Here is a 19,709-nt window from a genome sequence, read left to right on the forward strand (position 1 = left end):
TGCGTTAGCGCACGCCCATCTGTGTTGCCCACGCTGCCGTTGCGGCGGCGTAAAAGCTTTCTAACGTCGGCTGTTCTGCCGCCGTGTTCAACTCGAGTCCCAGATGCCTTGCTGCCGCGCTCAGCGCAGCCAGCGGCTCGCCGGTATTCAGCGCCTTTGCGCCATTCTGCTTGCTGAGCTTTTCGCCCCGCTCGTTCGTCACGACAGGCACGTGCAGGTACGCCGGTGTCGGCACACCGAGGCAACGCTGCAGATAAATCTGCCGCGCGGTCGAATCCATCAGATCCGCGCCTCGCACGATATGGGTGATGCCCGCGTCCGCATCGTCGACCACCACCGCCAGTTGATACGCCCATTGATCGTCCGCGCGCCTCAGTACGAAGTCGCCGACTTCGGTCGCCAGATTTTGCGTTTGCGGCCCCTGCCAACGGTCTTCGAACGTGATCGCGGCGGCGTCGCCGTCTGGCACGCGCAATCGCCACGCTCGCGCGGGTTTGCCATGCAGACCGCTGCGGCAGGTGCCGGGATACGCGAGCGTTGTGTTGCGCGCGTGCGCATGCAGCAGCGAATCGGCGATTTCCTTGCGCGTGCAGCCGCACGGATAGACGAGGCCGCCAGCCTGCAACTGTTCCAGCGCCTGCCTGTAACGCGCAGTGCGGCGGCTTTGCCAGAGAGGCGGTTCGTCCGCGTGCATGCCGAAACGCTCAAGGGTCGCGAGGATGTCCTCAGCCGCGCCAGGGATGGTGCGCGGTCCATCGATATCCTCGATGCGCACGAGCCAGCTTCCACGATGCGCGCGCGCGTCCAGCCAGCTTGCGAGCGCGCTCACCAGCGAGCCGAAATGGAGCGGCCCGGTAGGCGACGGCGCGAAGCGTCCGCGATAGGTCATGAGCCTGAAACGGCCGCGATCACGCGGCGCGTGCGGCCTTGGCGTCCGGATGGCATGCCGGACAGGTCTTGCCCGCCACATACAGCGGCGATTGCTGCTGTTCCGGCGTGACCACCGCGCGGCAGCCGAAGCAGGTCACGGTGGCGGTGGGTTCGAGCTGCGGATTGAGCGCCGTGCGGTAATCGAACACGAAGCAGTCGCCCTGATAGTGCGCGCCGCCCACTTCCTCGAAATACTTCAGGATGCCGCCTTCGAGCTGATAGACGTTCTCGATGCCGACTTCCTTCATGTGGATCGCCGCCTTCTCGCACCGAATTCCACCCGTGCAGAACGACACCACCGTCTTGCCTTCGAGATCGGCGCGATTCTGCTCGATCACTTCGGGAAACTCGCTGAATTTCGTAATGCGGTAATCGAGCGCGTTCTCGAACGTGCCGACGTCGACTTCGAATGCATTGCGGGTGTCGAGCATCACGACCGGCCGGCCTTCGTCGTCATGGCCGCGGTCGAGCCAGTTTTTCAGCGTGGGTGCATCGACGAATGGCGCGCGGCCGAGCTCGGGCCGGATGGCCGGCTTTTTCATCGTGATGATCTCGCGCTTGAGCTTGACCAGCATGCGGCGAAACGGCTGCTTTTCCGACAGGCTTTCCTTGAACTGCAAGGTCGCGAACTTGCCCTCGAACAGCGGATCGTGACGGATGTAGTGGATGAAGGCATCCGCGGCTTCACGCGTGCCGGCGACGAACAGGTTGATGCCTTCCGGCGCCAGCAGAACGGTGCCGCGCAGGCGGAGCGAATCGCAGCGCTCAGTGACGAGCGGGCGCCATGCGGCGGTGTCTTCGATGGTCGCGAAATGATACGCGGCGAGATTGACGATACTCATGTGTGTCCAGCGGTGAGAAGCGGCGGGCGGCAGGTGGCAGCGAAAGAGGGCGCATCGTGCGACCCGCATTCGGATTCCATGCGGCGTGGCCGCGTCGAACAGGGCGAAACCCGTATTATCCCTCAAGACGGTCTTTCCTCCGACCCGGCCGAATGGCCAGGTCGTTGCGATAGCGCAAAGCGCGTGCAAATCTGGGTCGCGTGTGCCGCATCGTATTCGTGTTCTGGCGTGGGCCCGGCATCGCCTGCGGCCGGATAAGCCGGCCGCACGGCGCCTCGACGCTTGCGTCCCAAGCCGAACGGCTAACGTGCGGTTTTGGCCTGAAAACTCCGGAATGGTGGAGTTACAATGTCGCCCATGTCAGATCCACGCTTCGTTCACCTCCGCGTTCACTCCGAATTCTCGATTGCCGACGGCATCGTGCGCCTCGACGACATCGTCAAGGCCGCCGCCAAAGACGGTGAGGGCGCGCTCGCCCTCACCGATCTCGGTAACGCATTCGGCCTCGTCCGTTTCTACAAGGAAGCCCGCGGCAAAGGGGTCAAACCCATTGCCGGCTGCGATGTCTGGATCACCAATCCAGACGACCGCGACAAGCCCTCGCGTTTGCTGCTGCTGGTCAAGAACCGGCTCGGCTATCTGAATCTTTGCGAATTGCTCAGCAAGGCATCGCTCACGAATCAGTATCGCGGCCGGGCCGAAATCGAAGCCGGTTGGCTCGAAAGCGGCCTGGGCGAAGGTCTGCTCGCGCTTTCCGGCGCGCAGCAAGGCGACGTCGGGCTCGCGCTCGCCGCCGGTAATGAAGAAGCGGCCAAACGCAACGCGTTGCATTGGGCGAAGGTGTTTCCGGGCGGCTTCTATATCGAGTTGCAACGCTGTGCGCAGCCGGGCGGCGAGCAATATGTGCAGCAGGCGGTGGCGCTCGCGGCGTCGTTGAAACTGCCGGTGGTCGCCACGCACCCGATGCAGTTCATGACGCCGGACGACTTCACCGCGCACGAAGCGCGTGTGTGTATTTCCGAAGGCGACATTCTGGCGAATCCGCGCCGCTCGAAGCGCTTCACTGCCGAACAGTATTTCCGCACTCAGGACGAAATGGCCGCGTTGTTCGCGGACATTCCGTCGGCGCTCGCCAATTCGGTCGAAATCGCCAAGCGCTGCAACCTCACGCTCGAACTCGGCAAGCCGAAGTTGCCGCTCTTTCCGACGCCCGACGGCATGTCGCTCGACGACTACCTCGTGCATCTGTCGAAAGAGGGGCTCGAAAAGCGTCTCGAACAGTTGTATCCGGACGAGGCCGAGCGCGCGGCGCAGCGTGCCACGTACTACGAGCGTCTCGAATTCGAGTGCGGCACGATCATCAAGATGGGTTTTCCGGGCTACTTCCTGATCGTGGCGGACTTCATCAACTGGGCGAAGAACAACGGCGTGCCGGTCGGTCCGGGCCGGGGTTCGGGCGCAGGCTCGCTGGTGGCGTACGCGCTCGGCGTGACCGACCTCGATCCGCTGCGCTACAACCTGCTGTTCGAACGGTTCCTGAATCCGGAACGGGTGTCGATGCCCGACTTCGACATCGACTTCTGCCAGCACGGCCGCGACCGTGTGATTCAGTACGTGAAGGAAAAGTACGGCGCCGACGCGGTATCGCAGATCGCCACCTTCGGCACGATGGCCGCGAAGGCGGCGGTGCGCGACATCGGCCGCGTGCTCGATCTCGGCTATATGTTCACGGACGGCATCGCGAAGCTGATCCCGTTCAAGCCGGGCAAGCACGTCACGATCGCCGACGCGATGAAGGAAGAGCCGCTGCTGCAGGAGCGCTTCGACAACGAAGACGAAGTGCACCAGTTGCTCGAACTCGCGCAGCGCGTGGAAGGCCTCACGCGTAACGTCGGCATGCACGCGGGCGGCGTGCTGATCGCGCCCGGCAAGCTGACCGATTTCTGCCCGCTCTACACGCAGGGCGACGAAAGCGGCGTGGTGAGTCAGTACGACAAGGACGACGTGGAAGCCGTCGGCCTCGTCAAGTTCGACTTTTTGGGTCTGACCACGCTGACGATTCTCGACTGGGCCGAGCGCTATATCCGCCGTCTCGATCCGTCGAAGCAGGACTGGTCGCTCGCGCAGGTGCCGCTTGACGACGCCGCGTCGTTCTCGATCCTGAAGAAAGCGAATACGGTCGCCGTGTTCCAGCTGGAAAGCCGCGGCATGCAGGGCATGCTGAAAGACGCGCAGCCCGACCGCTTCGAAGACATCATCGCGCTCGTCGCGTTGTATCGTCCGGGCCCGATGGACCTGATTCCGAGCTTCTGCGCGCGTAAGCACGGGCGCGAAGTGGTGGAGTATCCGGATCCGCGCGTCGAATCTGTTCTGAAAGAGACCTACGGCATCATGGTCTACCAGGAGCAGGTGATGCAGATGGCGCAGATCATCGGCGGCTACTCGCTGGGCGGCGCCGACTTGCTGCGTCGCGCGATGGGTAAGAAGAAGGCCGAGGAAATGGCCGAGCATCGCGAGCTGTTCCGCCAGGGCGCCGCGAAGAACGGGTTGACCGCCGAGAAGGCCGACGAAATCTTCGACTTGATGGAGAAGTTCGCGGGCTACGGCTTCAACAAGTCGCACGCGGCCGCCTATGCGCTGCTCGCGTACTACACCGCGTGGCTCAAGGCGCACCATCCGGCGGAATTCATGGCGGCGAATATGTCGCTCGCCATGGACGATACGGACAAGGTCAAGATCCTGTTCGAAGATTGCCTGACGAACAAGATGGCCGTGCTGCCGCCGGACATCAATCAGTCGGCGTATCGCTTCGAGCCGGTCGCGGAGCCGGACGGCAAGCGCTCGAAAACGATCCGCTACGGCCTTGGCGCGATCAAGGGCAGCGGCCAGAACGCGATCGAAGAAATCCTGCGCGCGCGCGAAGAAGGCCCGTTCATCGACATCTTCGATTTCTGCAACCGGATCGACCGCCGCATCGTCAATCGCCGCACGGTGGAAGCATTGATCCGCGCCGGCGCGTTCGATACGCTGCACGCGAATCGCGCCCAACTGATCGCATCCGTTTCGCTGGCCATGGAGGCCGCCGAGCAGGCTAGCGCCAATGCGATGCAGGCCGGTCTGTTCGACATGGGCGACGCGCCGTCGCAAGGTCACGAACTGGTCGACGAAGCGGAATGGCCGGAGAAGAAAAAACTGCAGGAAGAAAAAGCCGCGCTCGGCTTCTACCTGTCGGGCCATCTGTTCGATGCATATAAGAACGAAGTGCGGCGCTTCGTGCGTCAGAAGATCGGCGAACTGAAGGAAGGGCGCGACAAGCTGGTCGCGGGCGTGATCGCTTCGCTGCGCACGCAGATGACCCAGCGCGGCAAGATGCTGATCGCGCTGCTCGACGACGGCACCGGTCAGTGCGAAGTCACCGTTTTCAACGAGACTTTCGAAGCGCACAAGCAACTGTTCAAGGAAGACGAACTGCTGGTCGTGCAAGGTCAGGCGCGGAACGACGCGTTCACGGGCGGCATTCGCTTTACCGTCGATACGGTGATGGATCTCGGCCGCGCCCGTTGTCGTTACGCGGAAGCCGTGAAGGTGCAGATGAACGGCAACGCGGACCCGCTGGCATTGCGGCGTGTGCTCGAAGCACACAGCGCGGGCAAGGACGAGCCGCAAGCCGCGCCGGCGCCTGCGGCGTCGGCGCGCGGGAATGGTGGCGGTGGTGGCGGCCGTAACGGCGGCGGCTATGGCGGCGGCGGTCAGCGCCAGGCCGTGCAGATCCCGAACGGTCTCGCGGTGCAAGTGGTGTACCGCAGCGAGAACGCGCAAGGAGAAATGCGTCTCGGCGACGCATGGCGCGTCAAGCCGACCGACGAACTGCTTGCGGCATTGCGCGGCGAGTTTGCCGGCAGCTCGATCGAAATCGTTTATTGATGCCCTTGCGGCCTGCGTTCATGACACAAGCCGCAGGCCGCACGCCGCATCGGCAACTACCGCGGCGCTTTTTCGTTCAGCCGTGCGAGCTTCAGAAACCGGTAGTACACGGTTTCCGCGTTGAACACCGCGATCATGAAACCGGCGCGGCCGTCGAGAAAACCGCGCCGCAGCAGGTAGGTGCGCACGAACGCCCACAGACCGCGTAATACGGCCTTGCCGAAACTTCCCGGCTTGCCCGTCGCATGACGTTGCAGCGCCCCTGCACTCGAATACGCGTCGAGCTTGCGCACCACGCTTTCGAAGTCTTCGTACGAGTAATGCATCAGCTTGCCTTTCAGGCGCTGTGCCGGCGAGTCGAACACCAGGCGCTCGTGCACGAGATCGTCGGAGAAACGTGCGGCGCCACGCTTGAACAGGCGCGGAATCCAGTCGGGATACCAGCCGCTGTGATGAATCCAGTGGCCGCAAAAACTCGACAGCCGGTCTACCGCATACACGTCCGCAGTGGGTGCGGCGAGCGCCACGCGAATGGCCGAGGCCAGTTGAGGCGAGACGATTTCGTCGGCGTCGATCGACAGAATCCAGTCGGTGTCGAGTGCATCCACCGCGCGGTTCTTTTGCGGCCCGAAACCAGGCCAATCGGTTTCTTCGATGACCCGGGCACCATGCGCGCGGGCGATTTCGGCGGTGCCGTCGGTACTGCCGCCGTCGATCACGACGATCTGATCGGCGAACGAAACCGCTTGCAGGCATTCGGCCAGTCGCGCCGCAGCGTTTCTGGTGATGATGGCGACGCCGAGGGTGGTTTCTTGCATGGCCTGGGTTGCGTGTAGATGAAGCAGGGTGGTGAAAATCGCGACGCGCAAGTATACACAGCACAGCGGCATGACCCGCTTGCACAGAGGGCACGCTTCACCGGCGGGTTCGCAGCGGGCGTATCGGCGAAGCAACCTGACCTGTTCTGACGCCCCTGTAACCGCCCGCAGCCTCCGTCACCGTTTACAATGCTTTTTTTGATATTGCGCATGGCCGACCTTCCGTCCCGTGTGCGATTACTGCCGCATTCCCAGAGGATTCCTTGAGCGCGAAGCCTACGTTAAGCAAAACCATCGGTTCCGGTGAGGGATCGTCACCTGCGGCCGTCATGAGTCGTCTTTGGCCGTATATCAAACCGCTGATCTGGATACTCCTCGGCGCGATCGTCGCCATGGCTGTCAGCGCCGCTACGGACGCGGCCATCCCGGCGTTGCTCAAGCCTTTGCTGGACAAGGGCTTTGGCACGCATGCCAACGACAAGGCCAAATGGTTCGTGCCGGTCGCGGTGATCGGCCTCGCCGTGGTGCGCAGCTTGTCGCAATACGCGTCCGGGTATCTGCTGGCCTATGTGACCAACAAGATCCTGCTCGAACTGCGCCTGAAGATGTTCAGCCGCATGATCCACACGAGTGTCGCGTTCTTTCAGCGCGAAACCGCGAGCACGGTGATCAACGCGATCGTCTTCGAGGTGAACCAGATCCTGAACGTGCTGCTGAGTGTGCTGGTCACGCTGGTGCGCGATTCGCTCACGGTGATTTTTCTGCTCGGCTATCTGTTCTATCTGAACTGGCGTTTGACGCTGATCGTCGCGGTGCTGCTGCCGGCGATCGGCTGGCTGGTCGGCAAGATCAACCGCCGGCTGCGGCGCCTGAATCGCGAGCAACAACTGCTGACCAATCAACTGTCGTACATCGTCGAGGAATCGGTGGGCGGTTATAAGGTCGTCAAGGTTCACAACGGCCAGCAATACGAAATGAACCGTTTCGAGACGATGAGCAAGCGGCTGCGCGGCTACGCGATGCGCGTGTCCGCCTCGGGCGGCCTCGCGCAACCGTTGACGCAGTTTCTCGCGTCGATTGCGCTCGCGGTGGTGATCACGATCGCGGTGGTGCAATCGTCGTCGGATCAGACCACGGTGGGCGGCTTTGTCGCGTTCGTCACGTCGATGCTGTTGATCATCTCGCCGCTGAAGCATCTGATGGACGTCAACCAGCCGTTGCAGCGCGGGATGACGGCGTGTGAACTGATCTTCGGCCTGATCGACGAGCCGTCCGAGCCGGACGGCGGCGGCAAGCCGCTCGATCGCGCGAACGGCGCGGTGGAGTTCCGCGACGTGTCGTTCAACTACGGCGCCACGTCGACACACAGCCGGCAAACGCTCGACCGCGTGTCGTTCAAGGTCGCGCCGGGTGAGATGGTTGCGCTGGCGGGTCCGTCGGGCAGTGGCAAGACCACGCTCGTGAACCTGCTGCCGCGCTTCTTCGATCCGACCAGCGGCGAGATTCTGGTCGACGGCGTCGCGCTGCCGGAATACGGCCTGCAGGCGCTGCGCAGTCAGATCGCGATGGTCAGCCAGGACGTGGTGCTGTTCAACGACACGGTCGCCAACAATGTCGCGTACGGCCAGACGGCCGATCCGGACAAGGTCAAGGCGGCGCTGCGCGCGGCCAACCTGTGGGATACCGTCGAGGCGATGCCCAACGGCATCGAAACGCTGGTCGGCGACAACGGCATGATGCTGTCGGGCGGTCAGCGCCAGCGCCTCGCCATCGCGCGAGCGATCTACAAGGACGCGCCGATCCTGATTCTCGACGAAGCCACCTCCGCGCTGGATTCCGAATCCGAGCGTCACGTGCAGTCTGCTCTGGAAACTTTGATGAAGGGCCGAACGACGCTCGTCATCGCGCACCGCCTGTCGACGATCGAGCGCGCGAACCGTATTCTCGTGATGGAGGCGGGGCGTATCGTCGAAAGCGGCAGTCATCGCGAACTGCTCGAGCAGAACGGCCTGTACGCGCATCTGCACCGTATCCAGTTCCAGCAGACCGCGGCGTGATTCTCCACGGGTTCACTGTCCGTGCCGCATGGCGCACGGACAGGAACGCGTGGGCGTGTTTCTCCGGCCGTATAACGCCATTTCACCGTCTGTTCACGTTTGCCCGCGCGTCGTCGCCTGAATCATGAAAATTGGACTTTCCAGCAATGCGCTGAAACATAGCGGCGGCCTCGAGCGTTATGCGATGGATCTGGTGGGCGGCTTCGCGGCAGTCGGCATCGAGCCGGTGTTTTTTGCGCGCCGCTTCGATATGTCAGTGCCGGAAAGCAGGATGGTCGAACCGCACCGTATCAACGTGTCGCTGCTGCCGGGCAAATGGCGCGACGGCTGGTTTTCCTGGCGTTTGCGCAGCGCGCGCCGGGCGGCGCGGGTCGATGTGCTGATCGGTTGCAACCGGGTCGATTCGTCCGAAATCGCGATATGCGGCGGCACGCATCTCGGCTTTCTGCGCGCCACGGGGCGCGCGCAACGGCGTTCGGACCGCTGGCAGATCGCGCTCGAGCGTCGTCAGTACGAGGCGGCACGCGTGATCGTCGCGCACTCGGAGCTGATGCGCGACGAATTGCGCGAGTTGTATGGCGTGGACGACGCGAAGATTCGCGTGCTTTATCCGCCGGTCGACGGCGCGCGCTTCACGCCGGTGGACAGCGAAGCGCGCGCGCTGCTGCGGCGCAAGTTCGGTTTCGCCGATCACGAGATCGTGCTGCTGTTTCCGTCGAGCAGCCACGAGCGCAAGGGTTTGCCGTTGATCGAGGCGGCCTTGCTCGACACGACGCTGCCGGTGGTGGTCGCCGTGGCGGGGCGCCCGCCTGAGCGAACTTCGGAGCGTTTGCGTTACGTCGGCTATGTGAAGGACATCGAAGAGGCCTATCGCGCCGCCGATTTCACGATCCTCGCTTCGAAGTACGAGCCGTTTGGGCTCGTCGGCGTCGAATCGGTGATGTGCGGCACGCCGGTGATTTTCCCGTCGAGTATCGGCTGTTGCGATGCGATTGCTGAGCACGCGAAGTTCGTGTTTGCGCCGGACGATGTCGCCGGCTTGCGGGCGACCATCGAGCGCGCGGTGGGCGAACGGCTCGCCGGGCCGGTGCCGTTGCCGTCCGCGCTGGCGCGCGGCGCGGTTCTGTATGACGCGCGGGTGGCGGAGCACGTCGATGCGTTGCTGGGATTGGCAACGCAGATTTTTCAGAGCAGATAAGCGTACGGGCCGAGCCGGGTGCATGTTGCACGGTTATGGCTGAAGCGCCGCACGCGGTGCCTAAGCGATTCCCCTCCCGGGGCGGCAAACGGCTTGCCGCGCTGAAGCGCTTCAGGCCTTCAGAAGACGCCGATAAACCGCCTCGGTTCCGTCGATGAAATGCTGGTCGCCGAATTCGGCGTCTGCCCGGCGCCGCGCCACCTGGCCCATTGCTTCGACCTCCGCGCGCCGCGACACGATATCCGCCAGGCGCGCCGACAGGCGCTTCGGCGCCTGAGGCTCGACGATCCAGCCGTCGACACCGTCGTCGATGTTCTCCGGCAATCCTGCATAGCGCGTGACGATCACCGGCTTGGCCATGGCCATCATTTCGCGGCACGCGAACGACACCGTTTCGATCGCGTACGACAGCACGAAACCGAGATCGAACGCGGCGATATAGCTGCGCACGTCGTCCTGCAGACCTGTCGCGGTGATCGCGCCGCGCATGTCGAGCGCGTCGATCTCGGCCCATTGTTCGGCGGTGGGCTCCGGGCCCACGACAACGAGATGGACCTGTTCGCGCAGCGCCGCGGGCAGCGCGGCGGCCGCGGCGACGATATCCATGGTGCCCTTGTACCATTCGAAGCCGGTCACGGTGCCGATGATCAGCTTGCCGGCATTCTCCTCGCCGACGATTTCGCGGCGCCGTTGCCGCATCGTTTCCGCATCGGGCGGCGAAAAGCGCGCAATATCGACGCCGTTCTTCACCACCGTCACGCCGCTCTGGTGATAGGGCGTCTCGCGCAGCATCGACGCGGTGAAATCGGACACCGCGATCACATGATGCGTGGCCACGCGAGCGCGGAGCCTGTTGGCGAAACCGCGGCCGACGGCAATCGAATTGTGCTTCGTGAAGACGATCCGCGGCTTCTTGCGGCCGAGGCCGGCGGTTGCGAGCATCACCAGCCGATGGTCCGCGGAACCGTTCACGTGCACGATGTCGATCTGTTCGCGCGCGAGCAGTTGGCGCAGGCCGCGCGCCGCGCGCCACATGCTGCCCAACTGGTTGATCTTGCTCGGAAAGTCTTTCGCGATCAGCGTGACGTCGGTCAATTCGCGGGCTTGTGCGTACAGCGTGCTGGTGGCTGGCGTCGCGATATAGATCGAATGGCGTTGCGCGAGTGCCTTGGCAATCGCGATCACATAGGTTACGTGACCGCCGCCTCGCCCCGAATGGAAGTTCGTCAATAAAATTTTCATTGTGCGTCGCTGTGCGGGCTCGCCGTTGGTTCGTTGAGCGCGCCGTTCTGGATCAGATCTTTGGGGCGCTTGAGAACCGTAGCGATAGCCTCGCGCACTTCGTCGACCGAGGCCGGCCGACCTTCGTCGCCGACGGAGGTCGACACGCCCGGCACCTCGATGCCGAAGTGCGGGCGCGAGGTCGCCGTGAAAATCATTACGGTCGGCCTGAGCAGCGCGCTCGCGAGGTGCACGAAGCCCGTGTCCGTACCGACGATCAGCGCCGCGCTGTCGATATGCTGCGCGACCGCTTCCACGCTCAGGCGCGGCAGCACGACGGCGCCCGGAATGCCTTCGGCAATCGCGATGGCGTCTTGATGTTCGGCCTCCGAACCCCACGGCAGCAACGGCGTGATGCCTTTATCCACCAGCGAGCGGCCGATGCTGCGCCAATGGCCGACCGGCCACTTCTTCTCGTCGTTCGAGGTGGCGTGGAAGAACAACGCAAACGGCGCGTGCTTCGCCGCGTCGAGCGCGACGGCCGGCGCCGGAATGCGCAGGCCGAAATCGGCCGCGCCTTCGAGCGGATAGCCGAAAACCTGGCTGACGGTGGTGCGCAAGCCGTCCCATGCGTTCAGATCGGCGCGCGGCAGGTAGCGCCGGGTATAGGCAAACGCCGCGCCGGTCTCGCCGAGATCCTCCTTGCGATAGCCGTAGCGGCGGCGCGAGCGCGCGAGGAACGCGATGATCGCGCTCTTGTACACGCCATGCAGATCGAGCACCGCGTCGTATTTCTCCTGACGCAACTCGCCGATCGACGCCGCGATCGCCTTCAGATCGTCAAGGCCGCGGCGCTTCTTGAAGCCACGCAGCGGCGCGCACAGAACACGGTCGATACCCGGATTCCAGCGCAGGATGTCCGCGAATGCCGAATCCGCGGCCCAATCCACCTTGACGCCGGGAAAGGCGCGATGAAGATCCGCCACGACGGGTTGGCCATGCACGATGTCACCCAGTGACGTGACCTTGACAATTAGGATTCTGTTCATCAGCACAGTATTAGGGGCAGGTCGGCGGCGGCATATTCTGTGGGGGCATGAGGCTTGCCGCCGCTTCGCCAGTTCTTGAATAGGAAAGCTCGGGGCGGCGTGGCACGCCGCGTCCAGATGAGCCGCCTCGCGAAACAATCGGCGGGACCTGGTCCCACCGGTGCGTTGGCTGGTGCTTCGATTGAAACAATCGCGTTGGCTGGTGCTTCGATTGAATCAATCTGTAAGCGCGCGATTATACCGGAGCGGCATTTTGCGACGCATTTACGCCCGCTAAGCCCCGCTGCGCGGGGCTCGGGCGCAAAACCGCGGCCTTGCGCAGGGAAGTGCACATGAAAGTGCGCCTCGTCGTATCAACGACCCTTGAGCCGTTTCAGCCACAGCGACGGCGCGTAGACGGCCGGGCAGGTGGTGTACAGGAACATGCGGAGCCGCAGTCCGAGCTTCACGGCGCGGCTGCCCGTCAGCAGCGCGACGCGCTCGCCGAGGCCGCGCGCGTTGAACATCGACTGGATGAACTGCTCGCGCGCGAGTTTCGGTGCGAGCGCCGCGCGCATCCGGTCGCCGAGACCGGCAATGTCGGCGTCGTGCTGGATCTGTTCTGTTTCCACGAGCGCAAAGCCGTTGCCCTGGCGCATGCGCGCCACCAGTTCAGCCGTGTTCCGATAGCGGCGCTTGCTCGACAGACCGCCACGCCGGTAGCGCACGAGCGGCTCGCGCAGGCTCAGCGCGCCGCCCGAGACGATCGCGCGAAACGTCATCACCTGGTCTTCCGCCGCGGAGCCGGGCAGCATCGGGCCGAAGCGCTCGAACAGCCGGCGCGACCACGTGTGCGCCGCGCCGACCAGCCACGGCTTGTGTGCGAGCCAGTCGTCGAAGCTGCGGTAATTGTCGAGTTCGGTCGGCGTCATCCGCTCGTGCACGTTGCCGGCTTCGTCCATGTCGGCGAGGTCGGTGGCGATCAGATCCGGGCGCCGGTCATGCTCGAGCCAGTAGTCGACGACCCGTTCGCAGCGGGTCGGCACCGACATGTCGTCGCCGGCGGCGACGAATAGCAATTCCCCGCGCGCCATCGCGGCGAGGCGTGACAGATGCGCGCTGATCCCTTCGTTGACCGTGTTGCGGCGCGTGATCACCTGGTGCGGGCCGGCGTAGTCGCGCACCGCGGCTTCGATCGCGGCGTAGGTGCCGTCGCGGGAGGCGTCGTCGGAAATGATGATTTCGAGCGGCGTATAGGTTTGCGCGAGCACGCTGCGTACCGCGTCCGCGATCATCCCTTGCTGGTTGTAAGCGATCAGCAGAATCGAAACAGGCGGCTGCGCCTGGGCGGAAGAGGGAGGGGTCGGAACGCTGCTGTTCATGGTGCGCATAGAAGGGAAAGGCGTCGATGAACCGCCGTTTCCGACGGTTCGCGAATCGTGCTACCGGCCGGCTTGCTCGCCCGCGGGCTGTTGCAGCTCGCGCTTGCGCGCGTCGATGACCGCCAGAAACGTGGCGCTCAGCAGTGCGAGCAGGGCTGTCACCATCACCGGCACGAGCACGTCGATCGTCAGGCCGAAGACGATCGTGCTGAACGATACCGCAAGGCCCGAGCAAGCCGCGGCGCGGGTCGCCGGGTCGGCCGAAGCGCGGTTGCGCCAGAAATAGACCGACAGGCCGAAGTACAGCAGGATCAGGCACAGCGTGCCGATCACGCCGGTTTCGGCGATCGTCGAGAAGAAGTCGCTGTGCGCCCGTTCGTTGACGATCTCGGCTTTGGCTTCGCCATGGTCGGCCATGTCGCCGAGCGCGTCGACCAGTTTGCCCTTGCCGACGCCAAAAACCGGGTGTTCAGTGAACAGCCGCCACGACGCGTGCCACAACTGGAGACGCAGGCCGACGGACGTGTTGTCGTCGCCGTGACGCAGCGATGTGACGTCGGCGGTGACCGCTTCGACCCGATTCGCGACGCGTTCGGTCGACAGCAACGCGGCGCCGCAGACGACGATCGCCAGCGCGGCGACCAGCAGGCGCTTCTTGTGCGCGAACCAGTGGAACTGGCCGCCGAGCAGGATCACGAAGATCGGGATGGCCAGCCAGCCGCCGCGCGTGCCGGACAGATACGACGCATAGCCGCCGCTTATTAGCGCGAGGAGTTTGAGCGTGAGCACGTACCCGTTGCGCGGGCCGTCCCAGCCGAGCGTGAAGATCGCGAGAAACGCCAGCAGCAGCGCGGTGTCGCCGAACGGAATCGCGTTCGTATAGTAATTGTTAAGACGGCTGGCGTCGGTCCAGCCGCCGCGCAGTTGATCCACGAGCGCCCAGGCGCCGGCGCCGAACGCGCCCGCCGCGCAACCCCAGCCGACCATGCGCAGATTGCGCGACGGAAACTGGCGCAGCAGCAGGAATAGCGGCAACGCGAAGACGAAGCGTGCGAGCGAGTCGAACTGGCGCGGCATCCAGTAGCCGAGCAGCAGTTGTTGCGCGATCAGCACGACGACGAACGCAAGCATGCCCGTCGTGAACCAGGAATAGGTCCGCAGTGCGGTGAAAAAGCCGGGCAGGCGCCGGTTGGCGATCGCGGCGCCGAGCGCCAGCGCGACGAGCGCGAAGAAACAGTAGCCAGTGCCGCCACGCCACACGAGGTTCACAGCGGGGGCGAGAAACAGCAGAGCTGTGCTTAACCAGATCAGGCTGGGAGCAAAAATCATAGGCCGAGAATTCTAGTGAGCATGAAGTTCCGGCCTGCCGGTGCGGCGGCCGGAGATTTAGTGTTTTTCTTTCAAGATAGCAGAGCGACCCGGATTATAACCGTGTGACAACACCCATTACCGCGATCGGCCGTCGGCCCGGCGAGAGGCGGAAATGGCGTCCAGCGGGGCCGCGCGACCTCGAACGCGTGATGCGTTGGCCGTGCAACGGGGCGAAATCCGGCGTGCGCCAGCCGCGCGTTCCGCAACATTGCTCCGCGGCATTTTGTCTTCCGGTATCTTTCCAGGCGCCGCGCAGCCCGTGCTGTGGCTCGCCGCGCCGCTAGACTCCGCCTGTGACCAGCGGCAACACCGTCAGGTCCGGGTGCGTCCCTTCAATGATGCTGCGACCCACGTGTACCCCTTCATCGAGCGCTTCTTCCTGATCGGCGAAGTTTTCTTCGCCATCCGCATGAAATGGCACCGCGTGGCCGGGAATGCGAGGGTCGGCGCCCGGGTGACACACGTATCCGACGTAGGTGTAACGGTTGTCGGACGCCGCCGACAGCCTGGTGCCGGTGGGCGGGTCGGTCGGAGAAACTGTCGGATCGGGCGCCAGACGAGGCGTCACGTGAATTTCGAAGCCCTCGTACTCCACTATCCGCCAAAGTGCCGTTTCGTCGGGCATGGCCGCCTCCGTCTGTTGCGCGCGCCTGTTCAAAGTCTAGGCGATCGGCATGCGCGGCGGGTTCGGCAAAACCATTAGGGCTGGTTTGCGACGAGCTGTTTGAGCCGCCCCTGGGTGGTCTTCCGGACGCGAGTTTTCGACGAGGCGGCCACGGTGCGCACGGTGCGCACGGTGTGTATCGCACCGCATGACGCATATCGCTATGTCCAATCACCCCAAACCGCCCGATTTTGCCCGTCGGATAGAATGCTGCGCTTTGCCCGAATTCGACAACATCGCCCATGTGGTTCAAAAACCTTCAGTTGCACCGTCTTCCCGCTCCGTGGTCCGTCACCCCCGAACAGATGCAGAAGTGGCTCGCGCCGCACGCGTTCGCGCCCGGCAACAGCGTCGAGATGCAAAGCCACGGCTGGGCGTCGCCGCGCGACAACGATTCGCTGGTCTACACGCTCAACGGCCAGATGCTGCTGGTGTTTCGCGCCGAAAAGAAACTGTTGCCGGCGTCGGTCGTCACGCAGGTGACCAAGGCGCGCGCGCTCGAACTCGAAGAACAGCAGGGCTTCAAGCCCGGCCGCAAGCAGATGCGCGAGCTCAAGGAGCAGGTCACCGACGAACTGCTGCCGCGCGCCTTCAGCATTCGCCGCGACACGCGCGTGTGGATCGATACGCGCAACGGCTGGCTGGTGATCGATGCGGCGTCCCAGGCCATCGCCGACGAAGTGCGCGGGCTGCTGGTGAAATCGATCGATCAGTTGCCGCTCGGCACCGTACGCGTCACCCAATCGCCGGTTGCGGCGATGACCGGATGGCTGCTGTCCGGTGAAGGTCCGGCCGGCTTCACGCTCGATCAGGACACCGAGTTGCGCTCGCCTGCCGAAGGCAATGCAACGGTGCGCTACGTCGGCCATGCTTTGGACGCCGAAGATATGCGTCGCCATATCGAGGCCGGCAAGCAATGCATGCGGCTCGCGATGACGTGGAACGATCGCGTGTCGTTCGTGCTGACGCCGTCGCTGACGATCAAGCGCATCGCGCCGCTCGATGTCATCAAGGAAGCCGGCGACCCGACCGCGCAGAACGACGACGAGCGCTTCGACTCGGACGTCACGCTGATGACCGCGGAGCTCGACCGGATGCTGGGCGATCTCGTCGATGCGCTGGGTGGTGAGCAGGGCATGCAGGGCAGCGCGATGCTCCAAGCCGCAGCGGCCTGACCAGGGCCGAACGGGGTCGCGCGCGGGGTTCAGGCGCCGGCCCCTGGCACCGAGGTTCGCGCGAAAGGCCGCCGCCGCGTGCAGGCCGACGGCTCTCCGAATGTGGTTAAGATGACGCTCAGATCGCGGCATCAATCCCGGAGAGTGTGCGATGGTTCGTCTGGTCATGATCCTGTTGGGCGTCGACTATTTGCGCACACGCTGGCGTTCGCTGCAACTGGCCGGCTGGGTGAGCCTGCTGTTCGGCGTGGTGGTGTTCATCGACGCGCTCGACGGCGCGCTCTACTTCCCGATCACGCCGTTTGCGCTGTTGCTGCTGCTCGAAGGCCTCGCCACGCTGGCGGTCGCATGGACCGGCATGGGCGGGCAACGCACGCTGCGCTACGTGAAGGGCTTCGCGTTTTGCGTGGCGGCCGCGTTGATTCTTGCCGGCCATCATTACGGCCACTTCATTCTGTCGATGATCTTCGGCTCGCTCTTTCTCGCCGACGGCCTGTTGCAGATCGTCTCCGCGAAGGTGGTGCGTTACCGCACCTGGCGGCTTGCGATGATCGGCGGCGGCGTCGAGATCGCGCTGGCGATTTTCTTCTATCAGCCGTATCCGACCCACTACGTGGGCACCGTCCCGTATTGTCTCGGCCTCGGATTGATCTTCGGCGGCTGGAACATGATTCTGCTGAGCACGCGGGTGCGTCGCCTTGCGTCGAACCCCGCGGTAGCGTCGGACGATCCGGGCGCGAATGCGGCCGGCGCCGCCGCCAGCGCGAGCCCTGCGGGGCGCACGGCGGCCGTCGTGTGGGACGGCCCGCCCGCCGCCGACGAAGCGGCGCTGACGGTTCATGTGTGGACGCCGGTCGGCTCGTCGAAAGGCGAGGCGCGCCGACAGTTGATCGTCGACCGCTATATCGCGGCGGTGGATCGCAACGGCGTGATCTCGACCGGACACGCCGCGCTCGAATCGCCGGAGGGCGTGTATATCAGTTTGTATCCGGGTGTCGAGATCGATCGTTCACCTGACGATTTCGCGCGGCTCCTGCGCGCAACCGCCGAGAATGACGTGCCCGGCCTGTTCCAGCCGGATTACCCGACCGAATCGAAAGCGTGGTGTCCGTCGACGGTTCAGGTGCGCATCCGCAATTACGACCCTGTGCGACTGCGCCGTTTCTGGGACACCTATCGTGAGAACACGACCTACAACCTCACGCACCGGAATTGTTCGAGCAGCGTGTCGCGCGCGCTCGAGGCGGCGCTCGAAGGTGCGTCGGCGCGCGTGTGGGGCAGCGTCGGCGGTTGGCGGCCGTTTCTGCGCGTGGTGACGACGCCCGAGTTGTGGGTCGCCGCGCAACTGCGCAAACGCGCGGCGACGATGGCGTGGACGCCGGGCCTCACGCTCGACTACGCGCGTGCTCTCAGTATGCTGGCCGACCCGCGGCCGTCGGGGTGGGTGAAGATGGCGCGGCTCGCCGTGCGCAGAATGGTGCGCTCGCGGCAGCAGTGGCGCGATGAGGCGCGCAGGGCGCCGGGTGCTTCACCGGACGCGGGGGCTGGGGCAGTGCGCGAATGATATTTGTCGTCGCAGATGAATGCGAGCGTTGCCGGGGCTGCCCAACTTCGGTGTGCCGGTGAAAATCGTATGCGCATCAAGCGCTTGGCGAGGTTGCTGGATAGTTATGCACAGGCTAGTCAACAAAAATTGGGGATAACGTTCAAGCTTGCCGGGCGTCTTCGCCGACTGTGGCAACGCGAGTTCGATCTCATGCGCTGTTCGATATGCACCCCGAATTTCCTCTGATCGTCGAGATCACCAGCCCTGAATCTTTCGTCCGCGCAGCACCCAATTAAACTCCCGACCCGAGCCGCCGAGCCACACCCCATCGCGCAACGCGATCAGCACGTCGGTGAGTTTCGTCTCGACATGCCGTGTTGCCGACGGCGGCATCGGCCGATTCAGCAGCGCCGGCTGTTCTTCGAGCGCGAGCACCGCCTCGTTCAGCGCCGACAGATTTGCGACCGGAGGCGCATGCAGTACACGCGCCGCTCGCAGCGTCACCGTATGAATCGCGCGCCGGAAACTCTGGCGATGCCGGTTAGCAGGCACGCAAGCGCGACGCGCAGCGCAGTGTGGAATCGGACGAGTCCCGGGTCCGCCGCTAGCAGGCGGTCAACGACGGCGGCGCTCAGCTTGCGTCGTGGAAGATCACGCCTAGCGTATGCCGCCGCCCCGAGCGGAGGCGGCTCACGCCGTGCCGCAGATTCACGCGATAAGTGCCGCGCGTGCCTTGCACCGGCCGGTGATGAACCGCGAACACCACGGCGTCGCCCTTGCCGAGCGGCACCACTTCGGTCCGCGACTGCATTCGCGGGCGCTGCTCGGTCATTACGAATTCGCCGCCCGTGAAGTCCTTGCCCGGTTCCGACAACAGAATCGCGATCTGCAACGGAAACACATGTTCGCCGTAGAGATCCTGATGCAGGCAGTTGTAGTCGTCGATGGCGTACTGGAGCAGTAGCGGCGTCGGGCGCGTCTGGCCGGCAGCGTGACAGCGCTCGACGAACCCGGCGTGGCTGGTTGGATATCGGACGTCGACACCCATCGCGTCGTTCCAGCGATTGGCGATCGGCACCAGATGCGGATAGAGCTGCGCGCGTATCTCGGCGACGAGCGGCGGCAATGGATACGCGAAATACTTGTACTCGCCGCGACCGAAGCCATGCCGCGCCATCACGACGCGACTGCGGTACAGATCGTCACGTGGATAAAGCGCGGCGAGCGCGTCGCATTCGTGCGCGTTCAGCAGCTTGGGCAGCATTGAAGAACCATAGCTGTTCAGCGTTTCTTCGACGTCGAACCATTCGATTGCGTCGATGCGCCGTGAAAGCGGCACGGTGTTCGCATCGGCGGGAGGTTTGTTCAAGAGTTGTGGCGAGGTTGGATCGCGAGGTTTTTCAAGCGTGTTCATGGAGCTTCTCCGTCAGGCTATGTTCGAGCGATGACGCAGTTTAAGTGCGCGCCTCGTGGTCCGCACTCCGACTCTTGCTGTGCAATTCGATGGCCTCTGAGTCGCTCCAGCCGTTGTGCTCGCACGCCTTGGTCAGTGC

The 19,709-nt window shown here is 64.1% G+C and carries 15 protein-coding genes; 5 read left to right on the forward strand and 10 right to left on the reverse strand.

What is annotated here, in order from left to right; genetic code table 11:
• Positions 1 to 4: 4 nt before the first annotated feature.
• The gene (gluQRS, locus tag PQQ51_RS19980) at positions 5 to 889 is read right to left on the reverse strand and encodes a tRNA glutamyl-Q(34) synthetase GluQRS (RefSeq protein ID WP_408498541.1); all 885 of its coding nucleotides are present in this window, start codon (positions 887 to 889) and stop codon (positions 5 to 7) included.
• 19 nt (positions 890 to 908) lie between these two features.
• Positions 909 to 1,772 (reverse strand): sulfurtransferase, encoded by an 864-nt coding sequence (locus tag PQQ51_RS19985; protein WP_408498542.1) that lies wholly within the window; start codon positions 1,770 to 1,772, stop codon positions 909 to 911.
• Between the two features lie 348 nt (positions 1,773 to 2,120).
• Here PQQ51_RS19985 and dnaE point away from each other — a divergent pair, with 348 nt between their 5' ends.
• Positions 2,121 to 5,696, forward strand: a complete 3,576-nt coding sequence (gene dnaE, locus PQQ51_RS19990; protein WP_408498543.1) for a DNA polymerase III subunit alpha — start codon at positions 2,121 to 2,123, stop codon at positions 5,694 to 5,696.
• A gap of 56 nt (positions 5,697 to 5,752) precedes the next feature.
• On the opposite strand, the gene PQQ51_RS19995 is transcribed toward dnaE, so the two are convergent.
• Positions 5,753 to 6,514: a glycosyltransferase family 2 protein gene (locus PQQ51_RS19995; protein WP_408498544.1), complete on the reverse strand. Its 762-nt coding sequence runs from the start codon at positions 6,512 to 6,514 to the stop codon at positions 5,753 to 5,755.
• A gap of 263 nt (positions 6,515 to 6,777) precedes the next feature.
• Between PQQ51_RS19995 and msbA the strand changes: the two genes are divergently transcribed.
• Positions 6,778 to 8,571: a lipid A export permease/ATP-binding protein MsbA gene (gene msbA / locus PQQ51_RS20000; RefSeq protein ID WP_408498545.1), complete on the forward strand. Its 1,794-nt coding sequence runs from the start codon at positions 6,778 to 6,780 to the stop codon at positions 8,569 to 8,571.
• Positions 8,572 to 8,695: 124 nt separating this feature from the next.
• Positions 8,696 to 9,769, forward strand: coding sequence for a glycosyltransferase family 4 protein (locus tag PQQ51_RS20005; RefSeq protein WP_408498546.1), 1,074 nt, complete (start codon positions 8,696 to 8,698; stop codon positions 9,767 to 9,769).
• 111 nt (positions 9,770 to 9,880) lie between these two features.
• On the opposite strand, the gene PQQ51_RS20010 is transcribed toward PQQ51_RS20005, so the two are convergent.
• The 5 genes from PQQ51_RS20010 to PQQ51_RS20030 all read right to left on the reverse strand — a co-directional run bounded on the left by PQQ51_RS20010 (position 9,881) and on the right by PQQ51_RS20030 (position 15,396).
• Positions 9,881 to 11,011, reverse strand: a complete 1,131-nt coding sequence (locus PQQ51_RS20010; protein WP_408498547.1) for a glycosyltransferase family 4 protein — start codon at positions 11,009 to 11,011, stop codon at positions 9,881 to 9,883.
• Complete coding sequence (waaC, locus tag PQQ51_RS20015) at positions 11,008 to 12,039, reverse strand: lipopolysaccharide heptosyltransferase I (protein ID WP_408498548.1); 1,032 nt, start codon at positions 12,037 to 12,039, stop codon at positions 11,008 to 11,010. The genes PQQ51_RS20010 and waaC overlap by 4 nt, the downstream gene beginning before the upstream one ends.
• Before the next feature lie 353 nt (positions 12,040 to 12,392).
• The gene (locus tag PQQ51_RS20020; RefSeq protein ID WP_408498549.1) at positions 12,393 to 13,400 is read right to left on the reverse strand and encodes a glycosyltransferase family 2 protein; all 1,008 of its coding nucleotides are present in this window, start codon (positions 13,398 to 13,400) and stop codon (positions 12,393 to 12,395) included.
• Between the two features lie 60 nt (positions 13,401 to 13,460).
• Positions 13,461 to 14,729, reverse strand: coding sequence for an O-antigen ligase family protein (locus PQQ51_RS20025; RefSeq protein WP_408498550.1), 1,269 nt, complete (start codon positions 14,727 to 14,729; stop codon positions 13,461 to 13,463).
• Between the two features lie 322 nt (positions 14,730 to 15,051).
• Positions 15,052 to 15,396, reverse strand: coding sequence for a hypothetical protein (locus PQQ51_RS20030; RefSeq protein ID WP_408498551.1), 345 nt, complete (start codon positions 15,394 to 15,396; stop codon positions 15,052 to 15,054).
• Between the two features lie 281 nt (positions 15,397 to 15,677).
• On the opposite strand from PQQ51_RS20030, the gene PQQ51_RS20035 reads away from it, so the two are divergent.
• Complete coding sequence (locus PQQ51_RS20035; protein ID WP_408498552.1) at positions 15,678 to 16,610, forward strand: recombination-associated protein RdgC; 933 nt, start codon at positions 15,678 to 15,680, stop codon at positions 16,608 to 16,610.
• 151 nt (positions 16,611 to 16,761) lie between these two features.
• Entirely contained in the window at positions 16,762 to 18,174 is a 1,413-nt protein-coding gene (locus PQQ51_RS20040; protein WP_408498553.1) for an HdeD family acid-resistance protein, read from the forward strand.
• 237 nt (positions 18,175 to 18,411) lie between these two features.
• Here the strand turns inward: PQQ51_RS20040 and PQQ51_RS20045 are convergent, their stop codons facing one another.
• The gene (locus PQQ51_RS20045; protein ID WP_408498554.1) at positions 18,412 to 18,708 is read right to left on the reverse strand and encodes a hypothetical protein; all 297 of its coding nucleotides are present in this window, start codon (positions 18,706 to 18,708) and stop codon (positions 18,412 to 18,414) included.
• A gap of 79 nt (positions 18,709 to 18,787) precedes the next feature.
• Positions 18,788 to 19,570 carry a 2OG-Fe(II) oxygenase gene (locus PQQ51_RS20050; protein ID WP_408498555.1) on the reverse strand — a complete coding sequence of 261 codons (783 nt, stop codon included), beginning with the start codon at positions 19,568 to 19,570 and terminating at the stop codon, positions 18,788 to 18,790.
• Between the last annotated feature and the right edge of the window lie 139 nt (positions 19,571 to 19,709).

This window comes from Paraburkholderia xenovorans (assembly GCF_046030735.1).
GTDB classification, from domain to species: domain Bacteria; phylum Pseudomonadota; class Gammaproteobacteria; order Burkholderiales; family Burkholderiaceae; genus Paraburkholderia; species Paraburkholderia xenovorans_A.

Excerpts from the sequence above, each read along its gene's own strand:
- gluQRS (WP_408498541.1), bottom strand. The coding sequence starts at position 889 with ATGACCTATCGCGGACGCTTCGCGCCGTCGCCTACCGGGCCGCTCCAT.
- PQQ51_RS19985 (WP_408498542.1), bottom strand. The coding sequence starts at position 1,772 with ATGAGTATCGTCAATCTCGCCGCGTATCATTTCGCGACCATCGAAGAC.
- dnaE (WP_408498543.1), top strand. The coding sequence starts at position 2,121 with ATGTCGCCCATGTCAGATCCACGCTTCGTTCACCTCCGCGTTCACTCC.
- PQQ51_RS19995 (WP_408498544.1), bottom strand. The coding sequence starts at position 6,514 with ATGCAAGAAACCACCCTCGGCGTCGCCATCATCACCAGAAACGCTGCG.
- PQQ51_RS20005 (WP_408498546.1), top strand. The coding sequence starts at position 8,696 with ATGAAAATTGGACTTTCCAGCAATGCGCTGAAACATAGCGGCGGCCTC.
- PQQ51_RS20010 (WP_408498547.1), bottom strand. The coding sequence starts at position 11,011 with ATGAAAATTTTATTGACGAACTTCCATTCGGGGCGAGGCGGCGGTCAC.
- waaC (WP_408498548.1), bottom strand. The coding sequence starts at position 12,039 with ATGAACAGAATCCTAATTGTCAAGGTCACGTCACTGGGTGACATCGTG.
- PQQ51_RS20020 (WP_408498549.1), bottom strand. The coding sequence starts at position 13,400 with ATGAACAGCAGCGTTCCGACCCCTCCCTCTTCCGCCCAGGCGCAGCCG.
- PQQ51_RS20025 (WP_408498550.1), bottom strand. The coding sequence starts at position 14,729 with ATGATTTTTGCTCCCAGCCTGATCTGGTTAAGCACAGCTCTGCTGTTT.
- PQQ51_RS20030 (WP_408498551.1), bottom strand. The coding sequence starts at position 15,396 with ATGCCCGACGAAACGGCACTTTGGCGGATAGTGGAGTACGAGGGCTTC.
- PQQ51_RS20035 (WP_408498552.1), top strand. The coding sequence starts at position 15,678 with ATGTGGTTCAAAAACCTTCAGTTGCACCGTCTTCCCGCTCCGTGGTCC.
- PQQ51_RS20040 (WP_408498553.1), top strand. The coding sequence starts at position 16,762 with ATGGTTCGTCTGGTCATGATCCTGTTGGGCGTCGACTATTTGCGCACA.
- PQQ51_RS20050 (WP_408498555.1), bottom strand. The coding sequence starts at position 19,570 with ATGAACACGCTTGAAAAACCTCGCGATCCAACCTCGCCACAACTCTTG.